The organism is Rufibacter sp. LB8, from assembly GCF_014876185.1.
Classification (GTDB): Bacteria; Bacteroidota; Bacteroidia; order Cytophagales; family Hymenobacteraceae; genus Nibribacter.
Genome location: NZ_JADALJ010000001.1, coordinates 4,244,307 through 4,256,651 on the forward strand (window position 1 = coordinate 4,244,307; position 12,345 = coordinate 4,256,651).

At 50.7% G+C, this 12,345-nt stretch carries 13 protein-coding genes; 2 read left to right on the forward strand and 11 right to left on the reverse strand.

Annotation, left to right across the window (positions count from 1 at the left end; translation table 11 throughout):
* Positions 1-401 precede the first annotated feature (401 nt).
* Positions 402-2,732 (forward strand): penicillin-binding protein 1A, encoded by a 2,331-nt coding sequence (locus tag IMY23_RS17755; protein ID WP_192823359.1) that lies wholly within the window; start codon positions 402-404, stop codon positions 2,730-2,732.
* 92 nt (positions 2,733-2,824) lie between these two features.
* On the opposite strand, the gene IMY23_RS17760 is transcribed toward IMY23_RS17755, so the two are convergent.
* From IMY23_RS17760 to IMY23_RS17780, 5 genes are all read right to left on the reverse strand, one after another.
* Positions 2,825-3,115: a type II toxin-antitoxin system RelE/ParE family toxin gene (locus IMY23_RS17760; protein ID WP_192823360.1), complete on the reverse strand. Its 291-nt coding sequence runs from the start codon at positions 3,113-3,115 to the stop codon at positions 2,825-2,827.
* Positions 3,103-3,285 carry a hypothetical protein gene (locus IMY23_RS17765; protein WP_192823361.1) on the reverse strand — a complete coding sequence of 61 codons (183 nt, stop codon included), beginning with the start codon at positions 3,283-3,285 and terminating at the stop codon, positions 3,103-3,105. Before IMY23_RS17765 ends, IMY23_RS17760 begins: the two co-directional genes overlap by 13 nt.
* A 55-nt stretch (positions 3,286-3,340) precedes the next feature.
* Positions 3,341-4,255 (reverse strand): TIGR01777 family oxidoreductase, encoded by a 915-nt coding sequence (locus IMY23_RS17770; protein ID WP_192823362.1) that lies wholly within the window; start codon positions 4,253-4,255, stop codon positions 3,341-3,343.
* A 142-nt stretch (positions 4,256-4,397) separates the two neighbouring features.
* Positions 4,398-5,069: a GTP cyclohydrolase I FolE gene (gene folE, locus IMY23_RS17775; RefSeq protein WP_192823363.1), complete on the reverse strand. Its 672-nt coding sequence runs from the start codon at positions 5,067-5,069 to the stop codon at positions 4,398-4,400.
* Positions 5,062-5,469, reverse strand: coding sequence for a 6-carboxytetrahydropterin synthase (locus tag IMY23_RS17780; protein WP_192823364.1), 408 nt, complete (start codon positions 5,467-5,469; stop codon positions 5,062-5,064). The genes folE and IMY23_RS17780 overlap by 8 nt, the downstream gene beginning before the upstream one ends.
* 144 nt (positions 5,470-5,613) lie before the next feature.
* Between IMY23_RS17780 and IMY23_RS17785 the strand changes: the two genes are divergently transcribed.
* Positions 5,614-6,417, forward strand: a complete 804-nt coding sequence (locus tag IMY23_RS17785; RefSeq protein WP_192823365.1) for a DNA repair ATPase — start codon at positions 5,614-5,616, stop codon at positions 6,415-6,417.
* 144 nt (positions 6,418-6,561) lie between these two features.
* On the opposite strand, the gene IMY23_RS17790 is transcribed toward IMY23_RS17785, so the two are convergent.
* The 6 genes from IMY23_RS17790 to IMY23_RS17815 all read right to left on the reverse strand — a co-directional run bounded on the left by IMY23_RS17790 (position 6,562) and on the right by IMY23_RS17815 (position 12,214).
* On the reverse strand, positions 6,562-6,837 hold the full coding sequence (locus IMY23_RS17790) for a hypothetical protein (protein WP_192823366.1): 276 nt from the start codon (positions 6,835-6,837) through the stop codon (positions 6,562-6,564).
* 229 nt (positions 6,838-7,066) lie between these two features.
* Positions 7,067-7,921, reverse strand: coding sequence for a pirin family protein (locus tag IMY23_RS17795; RefSeq protein WP_192823367.1), 855 nt, complete (start codon positions 7,919-7,921; stop codon positions 7,067-7,069).
* Between the two features lie 101 nt (positions 7,922-8,022).
* The gene (locus tag IMY23_RS17800) at positions 8,023-8,739 is read right to left on the reverse strand and encodes an SIMPL domain-containing protein (RefSeq protein ID WP_192823368.1); all 717 of its coding nucleotides are present in this window, start codon (positions 8,737-8,739) and stop codon (positions 8,023-8,025) included.
* A gap of 88 nt (positions 8,740-8,827) precedes the next feature.
* On the reverse strand, positions 8,828-9,550 hold the full coding sequence (locus tag IMY23_RS17805) for a phytanoyl-CoA dioxygenase family protein (protein WP_192823369.1): 723 nt from the start codon (positions 9,548-9,550) through the stop codon (positions 8,828-8,830).
* Positions 9,551-9,649: 99 nt separating this feature from the next.
* Entirely contained in the window at positions 9,650-11,302 is a 1,653-nt protein-coding gene (gene pgi, locus IMY23_RS17810) for a glucose-6-phosphate isomerase (RefSeq protein WP_192823370.1), read from the reverse strand.
* Positions 11,303-11,602: 300 nt separating this feature from the next.
* Positions 11,603-12,214, reverse strand: coding sequence for an inorganic diphosphatase (locus tag IMY23_RS17815; protein ID WP_192823371.1), 612 nt, complete (start codon positions 12,212-12,214; stop codon positions 11,603-11,605).
* Positions 12,215-12,345: the final 131 nt, after the last annotated feature.

A 12,345-nucleotide genomic window follows, 5' to 3' on the forward strand; every position in this document is an offset into this window, starting at 1 on the left:
TTGCTGCCATGGACAACACCGCCTGCTCAAAGACTCGAAGTATGCGCAGCTCCTACGAGGTCTTTGCCAATTACGCCAATCAGGAGATTGGCTGTCCGGCAAGTCCGAAGAGCGCTCCGCTAACTCTTCGCACAACCATGTAGTAGGCAACGACAAATTTTGCGTTTTCGGGCTCTAAACTGGAAATGAAGCCGAATCCGCAGACGGTAGAGATAGGTCGCTTCTTCGTGTTTGGATACCACGGCCATAACAATCAACAACGAACAATTAACAATTTCCTGTTTTCAGCTTCGTTTCTGAAAATGAGCCCGAAAATAGAAGTCTAACCACGGGAAACCCAACACTTTCGCGTAACTTTGTACGTTTTTGAGAGAGCGGGCCGCCGCCCGTGCCATACCCGCATGTCAGAAGAAGAATTTAAGCAAAAGCCCCCGCGTACCAAAATCAACAAATGGATTAGAAACCTCTGGAAGCTGTTCGCGGTCGGGGTGCTGTTCACGGTGGGGTACTTTTTTGCCGTAGATGTGAATTTGTTCTACCTTTTCGGGGCCTCGCCGGGGCTGGACGAACTGGAGAACCCGCGCAACAACCTGCCTTCGCAGATTTTCTCCGCCGATGGTGTGTTGCTAGGACGCTACTTCAGGGAAAACCGCGACCCGGTTCCCTTTGACAGCATTTCGCCGGTGATGGTGAAGGCGCTGGTAGCCACTGAGGACGAACGTTTCTATGAACACCAGGGCATTGACCCTATCTCCGTGTTAGCCGCTGTGCGTGACAACCTGAAAGGCGAGAATCGCGGTGGGTCCACGCTCACGCAGCAGCTGGCCAAGAACCTCTACAAACTCAGAACCAAGAACACCAAAGGGCCGCTGGGCTACGTGCCGGGCATTTCTACGCTGGTGGCCAAAACCAAGGAGTGGAACACGTCCATCAAACTGGAGCAGCGCTACACCAAAGACGAAATTCTGGGCATGTACCTGAACACGGTTGACTTCGGGAGCAACGCCTTCGGGATTAAAGTGGCGGCCAAAACGTTTTTCAGCACCACGCCAGACAGCCTGAAACCCGAGCAGGCTGCCATGTTGGTGGGCGTGCTCAAAGCACCTACTACCTACAACCCGCGCTTCAATCCTAAAAATGCGCTGGCGCGAAGAAACGTGGTCTTGCAGCAGATGGCCCGCAACAAGGTCATCACGCCCGCGCAGGCAGATTCATTGAGCCAGATTCCCATAGAACTCAAATATCAGGTAGAACAGCACTTAGACGGCGTGCCGGCTTATTACCGCCAGGCCGTGAACGAGATTGTGCGCAAATGGGCCGAAACCAAGGAACTGGACATGTATTCTGAGGGCCTCAAGATTTACCTCACCATTGATTCGCGCATGCAGCGGTTAGCTGAGGAGGCGATGAAGGAGAAGATGAAGAGCCTGCAGAACCGGTTTGAGAACCACTGGCGCGGCAAGAACCCTTGGGTAGATGACCAGGACAAGGAGATTCCGGGCTTTATTGAGAATGCCATCAAGCGCACCGGCGTGTATCAATCCCTGAAAGCCAAGTACGGTTCTGACACGGCCGCTATTAATTTGGCACTCAACACACCCAAGAAAATGACGGTTTTCAGCTGGAAAGGGCCCAAGGAGATGACCATGAGTTCCATGGATTCTTTGCGGTACTATAAGCGGTTTATGCGCGCTGGCATGATGACCATGGACCCCAAAACCGGGTTCATCAAAGCCTGGGTGGGCGGTATTGACTACGAGAACTTCAAATATGACCACGTAAAACAGGCCAAGCGCCAGCCGGGCTCTACGTTCAAGCCATTTGTGTACGGCGCCGCCATTGACCAAGGCTATTCGCCCTGCGACAAGATTCAGGACAAGCGCGTGACCATTAAATACGTGGAGAACGGCAAACCCATGGAATGGACCCCGCACAACGCCGACTATTCCATCTCGGGCCGCCAGATGACCTTGCGCCACGCCATGGGCCGCTCCATCAACACCGTCACCGCGCAGTTAACTGAGGCCATTGGCTGGGACACGGTTCGCAAATTCGCGCGTAAGTTGGGCATCACCAGTCCGCTGGAGGCCGTGCCGTCTATTGGCTTGGGTTCCTCAGATGTGAGCATTTATGAACTGGTGAACGCCTACAGCACCTTCCTGAACAACGGTTTTTTAAATAAACCCATGCTGGTGATGCGCATTGAAGATCGCAACGGCAACCTGATTGAGCAGTTCAACCCCCAGCAGAAACGGGTAATCACCGAGGAAACCGCCTTCTTGATGGTACATATGCTCAAAGGCACCATGGAAGAACCCGGCGGAACGTCTCAAGCACTCTGGGAATATGACCTCTGGAAGAAAGGCAACCAGATTGGCGGCAAAACCGGAACCACCTCTAACCACTCAGACGGCTGGTACGTGGGCGTGACCAAAGACCTGGTGACCGGCGTGTGGGTGGGCGGCGAAGACAGAAGCATCCACTTCCGGACCTCGGCCATGGGCGAAGGCTCCAAGACGGCCTTGCCTATCTTCGGGCGGTTCATGGAGAAAGTGTACCAAGACCCAGACCTCGGCATTAAGTTAGGCGTGTTCCCCAAGGCGAAAGTCAAAATCAACAAGCCCTACAACTGCGTAACCCCGGCCCCGCCGCGCAAACCTAAAGTAGAAGACTCTACCGCCGTAGACACCATGCTGGAACAAATGAACGACAGCATCTCGTCGCAGTTCTAAATCCCGTTTTCGGGCTCATTTCTGGAAACGGAGCCAAAAACAGAAAGGCCAACCCTAACAAGGTTGGCCTTTCTGTTTTTAAAAATGTCGTTTTAAATAGGTGGCAATTGCCTGGCGCTATGATGTACGGTTAAAACTTGAACTTGCCCTTGAGGCGTAATCTGGTAAATAATTCTATAATTTCCTTCCAGCAATTCCCTGATAGAAGGATTATTCAGTTCAGGCACCACTCTCCCAGAATTTGGGAGCGTTTCTAACATAGCGGCTTTGCTGAAGAATTTTTGGACAGTGATAGCTGCGTACTTGGGTGAATCTGCCGCAATGTACTCGGCAATGGCATTTATGTCTTCCAAGGCTTGCGCTGTCCAGATTACTGCAGCCATTTTCCTAGCTTATCTTTCGCTTCTTGCGTGGTAAAAACTTTTCCGGCTAGGGCCTGGCGCTGTCCTTCTTCAATTTTCTGCACCACAATCAATCGCTCCACTAAATCATCAATGGAGAAATGCTCTGGAAGGGCTTGCAAAGATTCTAATACACTTGCTTTTGAAACCATGGTGAACGAAGCTAAACAAATCTAATATACACTATTTAGTGGGAAGTGCCTTCTCTCAACTATCCTTGTCATACAAAGACTCCAGCGCTTCTTTTAATTGGCTGTGTTCAAAGGTGAAGCCGGTCTGTAGCACTTTGTTGGCGCTCACGCGGGAACCGCCCAGAATAATCTCGCTCATTTCGCCCATCATCAACTTTAACCCGAAGGCCGGCACGTTGGGAAACACCATGGGCTTGTGCATGACCTTGGCCAGCGTTTTGGTCAGTTCCTCATTGGTGGCGGGGTTGGGAGAAACAGCGTTATAGACTCCCGTGAACTGCGGCTCTTCAATGGCTTTGATGAACAGGCGGCACAAGTCGTCAATGTGAATCCAGGACATGACTTGTTTGCCAGAGCCCAAGGGCGCGCCGGCCATCATTTTCACAGGCTTGGCAATCTGGGGCAAGGCGCCGCCTTTGTTGCTGAGCACAATGCCAATTCTGAAGATGACGGTTCTTATGCCCTGGCGGTGGATTTCCCAGGAGGCATGTTCCCACTGTTTGCAGACCTCGGCCAGAAAATCTGAACCGTAGCTGCTTTCCTCCAAGACCAGTTTGTCACCGGAGTTGCCGTAAATGCCCACCGCCGATGACGCCAGAAAGCCTTTCACATGGTGGGTGGTTTTCTCCAGGTATTCGCAGAGCAGGTTGGTGCTCTGCACGCGGCTGTTGAGAATTTCCTTTTTGCGGGCGGCCGTCCATTTATCGCCAGACACGCTGGTGCCCGCCAGATTGATGATGTAATCTGCGTATTTGATGGCGTTCTCGTCAATGTGGCCTTTGGCTACATCCCATTTAAAGGTTTTGTAGCGGGCGTATTTGTCGGGGGTGCGGCTCAGGTGCGCCACTTCATAGCCGCTGTCAATCAGCATCTCTGACAGGCGCGTGCCCACTAAACCGGTACCTCCGGCAATCAATATCTTTTCTGACATGTTGCGTTCTCTACAAACTGCCCTAGCTCTGGATATACGGTAAATATCCGGGCTCGGGCAGGAAGCTTTCTGATTAGAAAATAGTAGTGAAAGATGAAACGCAGGCTGCGTCTGAAAAATTCATGTAAAGCACGTTCTGAAACTATTTATTATGGCGCACAGATTGCAGAAACTCCAAGCGGTAGCCTTCCTGCTCAAATAACCCGGAATATTCTGAGGTAATGGTGCTGCTGCTTACGTCATTCACGCCGCGGCTCATCACGCACAGGTGGTCAGCTTCTATCAACACAGCCACGTTTTCGGTTTTGAGCACGTCACGTAGTTCCTGGGCAATCTGGCGGGTGAGGCGTTCCTGTACCTGGGGCCGCCGGCCGAAATACTGCACAATGCGGTTCAATTTAGACAGGCCAATCACGTGTTCATTGGGAATATACGCCACATGCGCCTTGCCAATAATGGGCACGAAGTGGTGCTCACAGCTGGAGTACAGGGTAATATCACGCTCCACCAGCATCTGGCGGTAGCCGTACTTGTTCTCAAACAGGCGGGCCACCGGACGGTTCTCGGGCTTGAGGCCGTCAAAGATTTCGTTCACGTACATTTTGGCCACGCGGCGCGGCGTTCCTTTCAGGCTATCGTCTTCCAGGTCAAGGCCCAGCAGGTGCATGATTTGGGTGAAGTGCTGGGTGATGCCTTCAATCTTCTCTTCGTCAGAAAGCACGAAGGCGTCTGGCCGCATGGGCGTGTCCAAAGCGCCGCTTAGGTGGTCTTCCTCCTCGGCGGAATTCTCTTCGTTCCAAGCCCTTCTATCCATGGTATTCAACAAAATTTCGTTCGGTTTCAAATAAAGTAACGGACAAAGCGAGGGTAGGGGCCAGGTGGGGGCGAAGGCGCTGCCAAATCACAACAGCTATGTTTTCAGCGGAAGGGTTCAGGGTTTTAAATTCCTCGGTGTCCAGGTTCAGGTTTCGATGGTCAAATTTATCTAAAATTTCGGCTTTTATCAGCAGACTCAGCTTTTTCATGTCATAGACATAGCCGGTTTCCTCGTCAACGGGCCCGGTGAGCTTGACAATCAAGTCATAGTTGTGCCCGTGGTAGTTGGCATTGTTGCAGGACCCAAACACGGCCTGGTTCTGCTCAGCCGACCAATTGGGGTTGTGCAGCCGGTGCGCGGCGTTGAAATTCTCTTTTCTACAGACGGTGACGTTCATAGGCGTTGAAACAGGAAACGGGGCAATTTAGTTTTGGAAGCTGAGTTTTCCGCCTGTTGCTTTGGGTTAAAAAATTACGGCCCCGCGTGAAGATTCTAAAAATTAGCGGTAATTTCAGGGTGAATTTTTTAGAATACCAGTTTTATGAAGAGTACACGTACCTATGCCCTAGTCGCTTTTTTGCTGCTCACCGGCGGAATATCCACCCAGTCTTTGGCCCAGGCCCCGGCCGTGAAAGAAACAGAAGTGGCCGTGAAGAGCACCGCGCCCCGCTCCGTGGTAGAAGAAACCGAAGTAGAGATCAACGGCATCACCCGCAAGGGCCAGCGCATTTTGATTCAGCTGGACAGCAAACTGGTGGAGAAAGCCTGGTCTGGCTATTTGAAAGACAAATCTGGCGGCACCGTGAAAGGTCCGTCTTTGCTGCCCACGCCCAAAGGCCAGGCCACTAAAGGCATTTACACCGTGGAGAAAGCCAAGATAGACACCATCACGGCCAACCCCATGCGCATTATGTCTAAAGTGGAAGGCACCCAAGACGGCACCGTGGTCTGGTGGACCATGGACATGGGCAACGCTTATTTGAGCAAGAAAGAAACCAGGAAAGAATGGGAGCGCGGCGAGGCCATGCTACAGCAGTTTGCGCGGCAGGTGTACAAGCAAGACGTGAACCAGCAGATTGCAGACGCCGAGAAAGTGTTGGTGAACTCCCAATCAGAAGCCGACCGCGTGGTGCGCCAAGCTGACGAAATCAAAAACAAGATTGCCAAAAACCAGCAGAAGAAACTGGAACTAGAAGCCGCCTTGGTAGCCAACGCCCAGGAACTGGAACAACTCAACCGCGACGTGGAAACCAACCTCAAGCAGCAGGAAGCCGCCAAGCAGGAAGTGGAAAACATGCGCCGCGCCGTAGAGATTGTGAAAGGCAAAATGGATAAAATCAACTAAAACTCAACACTTATACAATAAGAAAGCCCGCTGTTGCAAAACGGCGGGCTTTCTTATTGTATAATGTTATGATTTCTCTGCGAGCAATTGCGTTCCGTTTTTGCCTTCATTTCCAGAAATGAGCCCGAAAACGGAAGAAGGTCCTTATATTTTCTCCAGCATTTTCTTTTTAGCGTGGCGCTTGGAGTGCGGCGGCTCTGGCACCACCTTGATCCCATAGATTCCCCGGCTAATCATATACAGGCCAAAGATAAACGGTATCACCATCCCGAAGGCGGCAATCAGGATCATCTGCTCTGTAATGAGTTGCGTGTAAGCAAAACTGAACCCGTTAGCATACAGATACCCCGCCGTAAACCCAATCACCAGAAAGGCTCCCAGCAGCACCACCAATTCTATGCTTCTGAACCTGATTTTCATGGGGCCAAGCGTTTAGGTTTATGGAAGTGATTCTGTGGTGGTTTACACCATGTGTAGAACCTATGCTAAATGTAAGTATATATTTTTCATATACAACAGATAATCAACAGTTTATTGATTTAAGAAGAAGCTGGCAGTATCTGAAATGGAAATTCCGTTTTCGGGCTCATTTCTGAAAATGAGCCCGAAAACGGAATTTGCCACTTTAAACTATGCGTGTTGCGGACGGCTAGTGCTGCCAGCTCCCGAACTTGCCCTGCTGGTAATCTTGGTAGGCCTGGTAAATTTCTTCCTGGGTGTTCATCACAAACGGCCCTTGCGCCACCACCGGCTCTTTAAACGGCATGGCGTGGCCCAGCAACAGAATGCTGTCTTCTGAAGCGGTCACTTCCAAGGCCTCCTGGTCATTGTTGAACTCCACCAGATTTCTAAACGCCACCTGCTGCCCGTTCACCGTGAGCGCGCCTTTGATGATGTAGAAGAAAACGTTGCGCTCCGCCGGAATGGTCAGGCTCAGTTTTCCGCCCGGCTGAAAATACACGGTGCTCAGCATTATGTCTGACAATGTTTCAAAAGCGCCTTTCTGGCCGTTATATTCACCCGAGATAAGGTTGACCGTGACCTTGCCTTCGTCTATTGTAACGGACGGGATGTCTTCTTTCTGCAGGCCTTCATAACGGGGCCTGGTCATTTTGTGCTTGGCTGGCAGGTTCACCCAGAGTTGCAGAATCTCCAGCGGGCCGCCGGTTTTTTTGAACTGGTCTGAGGAAACTTCGGCATGAATCAAGCCACTGCCGGCGGTCATCCATTGCACGCCACCCGCGGTGATTACGCTCTCATGGCCGCCGCTGTCTTTGTGCATAATATCGCCTGCTAGAATGAACGTGACGGTTTCCATGCCCCGGTGCGGGTGCGGCCCGAACGGCAAGCCGCGGTTGTTGGATTTGTATTCTTGGTAACCGTGGTGGTTCAGAAACAGGAACGGGTCAATCTGCTGCAGGCTTCTGGAAGGTAACGGCGAATACGTGATTAAATCTGCGATGGGCGCATACTCAGCGTTATGGATTTTCTTGATGGATTTCATGGAATGGGGAATGTTGTTTCTTTTCTAAACCTGGTTTTTGCCAGAAAGTTTCTCTGGTGGGAAGCTCTGGATTTAGCCGAAAAGCAAGTAATTCTGCCAATCTACGGCTTGATCTCATACTCAGACACCACCATGCGCTTGAACTCCAACACTTCCGGTGAAATCTTGAACCCGCTTCCGCCAAAACCTTTTGCTTCCGCGTTCATTTCCTGACGCATTACGCTGGTTGCCCCTGAACCAGAACTGGAAGGGTCAGAAGTGTTGGAAAGATATAACATTCGGCCTAAGGTTACGTTGGCGCGTTTGGTGAGTTTGTTCGCAGATTTGAACGCATCATCATATGCCAGCAAATCGGCTTCCCTGAAAAGGCTGTCGGCCTGGGTGTGCCCGAACTGCAGCTGTGAGATACTGCTGATTTTGGTCTGCAATAACTTAGCCGTCAGTTCTGTGAATTTAGTGATGTCGTTGAGCACGAAATCTATGGACTGCGACGCTTGGTACCCCACAAACACCGACCTGCCCGTATTATAGGAATATTCTTTGTTCGCCGATACGCTGCTGGTTTTCAGGTCTTTCCCCAGGTTGCCAAACTGCCCCAAAATACTAACCACCGAATCTACTGTCTGCTGCGTCTGCCGCACCGCGTCGGCCATTCTGGGTTGCGTGAAAGCCACCTGTAGCGTAATGATCAGCATGTTGGGCTTTACCCTGATTTTCCCTTCGCCGCTCACGCGTATTCTTTCCTGGTTCTGGGTTTTTTCTTGGGTGCAAGACGTGAAGGCCAGCAATAGGCTTAAAAGCAGTAGGGCGTTTTTCATTGGAGAAACTTTAGGTTTTATGGCTGAGGTAACGATCACAGCTGGATTTTTAGTACTACCGCTCAAATGAAGAATAGAGTTTAGCTGTTCAGTTCCATCTAAGCCGCTCTGCCCATTCTATTTCCTCAGGTAATTCTATGTTTGAAAACTCAATGTGTATCACTCGTCTTTTTGAGTGATTAGTTGTTCTGCCTGAACTGTGTAATAATAGAGGTTTCATAAGCATTACGCCACCTTTTGGAACTTGGCACACTGTTTCAGTTTCAGCTGTCCAATCAATGGTTTCTGGTCTGTAAATTCCTTTTAAATGCGATTTTTCTATCACTTTCAATGCTCCGTTATTTTCATCTGTATCGTCTAAATGAATACGAACGGTATATATGTTCTCTAAAATGTTTATTGGTGGCTGAACAGCAAATTGATTTTGCTTTGTGGTCCAAGGGCCATAATTAGCAAGATCAAGTTTTTTGTCAACCGAAATGGTCAAGTCTTGGTGATAGGGAACATACCAATTAGAAGTTTCAGGTTTGTCAAAATAAATACTCTTGACCACAAAACAGGTATCGCCGAAGATTTGTGTTATTACTGATTTCAACTTAGAGTTAAATATCAGGTCAGCCATTTCGGGGATTTCCTTTAAGAACTGTCTAATAGCAAAAAGTTCTGTCGATCTTCTGAAAGTGGCCTTTGCCTTGTCCGCCTTATCAATCATAGCTGCCATCTGCTCCACTTGGTCTGCAGAATAGATATTTGTAATGGTTGTAAAACCAACTTCCGAAAGTTTGATTTTGTGTTCCTCAATTTCTATCATCGCTGTATCTAGTCTTGTTTTGAGAAAAGCAACCAACTGCCAACCAGAATTTTATTTGGCGTATCTAAAAAATTCAATAAATACGCCGTACGATTCTCATTACTTCCTGAACGCCTTAAACTGCTGGATCAAGCCATTGGTGGAACTGTCATGACTGGTCACTTCTTCTGCTGACGTCAGCTCCGGCAAGATTTGCTTCGCCAGTTGCTTGCCCAACTCCACGCCCCATTGGTCGAAGCTGTACACGTTCCAAATGACGCCTTGCACGAAGATTTTGTGCTCGTACATGGCAATCAAGGCGCCCAGGGTTCTGGGGGGCAATTGCTTGAACAAAATGGAATTGGTAGGCCGATTCCCTTCAAAGACCTTGAACGCTTTCAGGCTCTCAATCTCCTCTGGCGCACAGCTTTGTTTTTCCATTTCTGCCACTACTTCGGCCTCAGATTTGCCGTTCATCAACGCCTCTGTTTGCGCGAAGAAGTTGGCCATGAGTTTAGGATGGTGGTCGCCGAGCGGGTTGTGGCTGATGGCCGGGGCCAGGAAATCGCACGGAATCAGTTTGGTGCCCTGGTGAATCAACTGGTAGAAGGCGTGCTGCCCGTTGGTGCCGGGTTCGCCCCAGATGATAGGGCCGGTCTGGTAAGGCACGGGCTTGCCGTTTCGGCCCACGTACTTGCCGTTGCTTTCCATATCGCCCTGCTGGAAATACGCCGCGAAGCGATGCATGTACTGGTCATACGGCAACAGAGCGTGGCTTTGGGCGCCAAAGAAATTGTTGTACCAGATGCCCAGCAAACCCAACAGCACCGGCATGTTCTCTTCCAAAGGCGCGCTCTTGAAATGGTTGTCCATGGCGTGCGCCCCGGCCAGCAATTCCTTGAAATTCTCATAGCCCAACGTGCAGGCAATAGACAAGCCAATGGCAGACCATAATGAATACCTTCCGCCAACCCAATCCCAGAACGCGAACATGTTCTGCGTGTCTATCCCAAATTCACTGACCGCAGCTGCATTGGTAGACAGCGCCACGAAATGTTTTTTGATGTGCTCCTCGTCTTGGGCGTGCTCCAGGAACCAGCTGCGCGCGCTGTGGGCGTTGGTCATAGTCTCCTGCGTGGTGAACGTCTTGGAGGCAATCATGAACAGCGTGGTCTCGGGGTCAATTTTTTTCAGCGTCTCGGCAATGTGCGTACCGTCTACGTTAGAGACAAAATAGGTGGTGATGTGCGATTTCTGGTAAGGTTTAAGTGCTTCGGTGACCATGACCGGGCCCAAATCTGACCCGCCAATGCCAATGTTCACCACGCTGGTGATGGCTTTGCCGGTATAGCCTTTCCAGGTGCCGTTGAGTAGGTTAGTAGAGAAGTTCTCCACCTGCGCCAGCACCCGGTTCACCTCGGGCATCACGTCTTTCCCGTCCTGCAGAATAGGCGTGTTCGACTGATTGCGCAAAGCCACGTGCAGCACCGCCCGGTCCTCAGTAAAGTTGATTTTCTCCCCGCTGAACATCCCTGCAATAGCCTCTTTCAACCCGCATTCCTGCGCCAGTTCCACCAATAACGCACGGGTTTCTTCTGTGATTCTATTCTTGGAGTAGTCTAGTAAAATATCTTCAAACGTCAGGCTGAAGTTGGCAAAGCGCGCTGGGTCCTGGGCGAACAGGTCTTTCAGGTGCGTGTCTTTGATTTGGCTGTAATGCTGGGTGAGTTTTTTCCAGGCGGCGGTAGAAGTGGGGTCTATGGATGGAAACATGGAATATCTTTTATAAGTGTATAGGAGCGAAGATAGGAAAGGCAGGCTGTTTAGGAAAGTCAAGTACGGCTGGCGTATCTGCAAAAGCTGAAGAAATTAAGTAAAGTTTAATTTTCCATTGCAGTATTACCCACCCCTAGCCCCTCCGAGGAGGGGAGTTATCAGCACGAGTATGAATCCTCTTTAATTACTTAACAGATTTATTCCCCTCCTCGGAGGGGCTAGGGGTGGGTTATAGCATCAGGGTGTAATTCCGTTTTCTGCCTCATTTCTGAAAACGAGGCCGAAAACAGCCAGCGGTTACTTCACCCATTGCTGCAGCAAGCGCTCCGCGAACTGCTCGTCTTTCCAGCCCATGAGGCGGGTGGGGAGGCGCGGGTTTTCTGAGAGGTACCATTGCTCCAGAATCTTCTTCACCGCGGGGTAACGGGCACTGAAATCACTGTAGGAGTTGGGCGAGATGGTTTGCTCGCTGGGGCGGGCGGGCACGGCCACCAGCAAATGATACAACTCACTGTCACGCTCCAGCACCAGCACACCTACGGGCAGAATCTCCAGCACGGTGCCGGGTTCCTTGGTGTTGCAGAGCACCAGCACCGGCAAGGGCGCGGCGGGCCTGCCCTGCACAGAATCTACCAGCGTGGACGGAATAAAGCCCTCGTTGCCCGGGTAAGGCAGGAACTCCAGTTTGCGGGGTTGTCCGGCTTCTATCTGCGGAAGAAAGTCGTTGTTGAGGGCATCATACTTCTGGGGCAGCGTGGAACCGGCGGGGGTGACCACCACGGCCTGCCAATGCTTGGTCTCAGTAAAGGCCGGCAGTTCCTGCAGGTTTTTCTTGCAGCCCATGAGCAGGAGAACACAACATAGTGAGACCAGCGGCAAGGGCCACCGCAATCGGGTAAAAAACGTCATCTGCAATTGGGTTTTGGTAATGTAAGCGCCAGGGGCCGATAAGGTAACGAAACCGTTTAAAAAAATTGCGTTTTCGGGCTCATTTCCAGAAATGAGCCCGAAAACGCAAACTCTATGCGCTACTAATGATT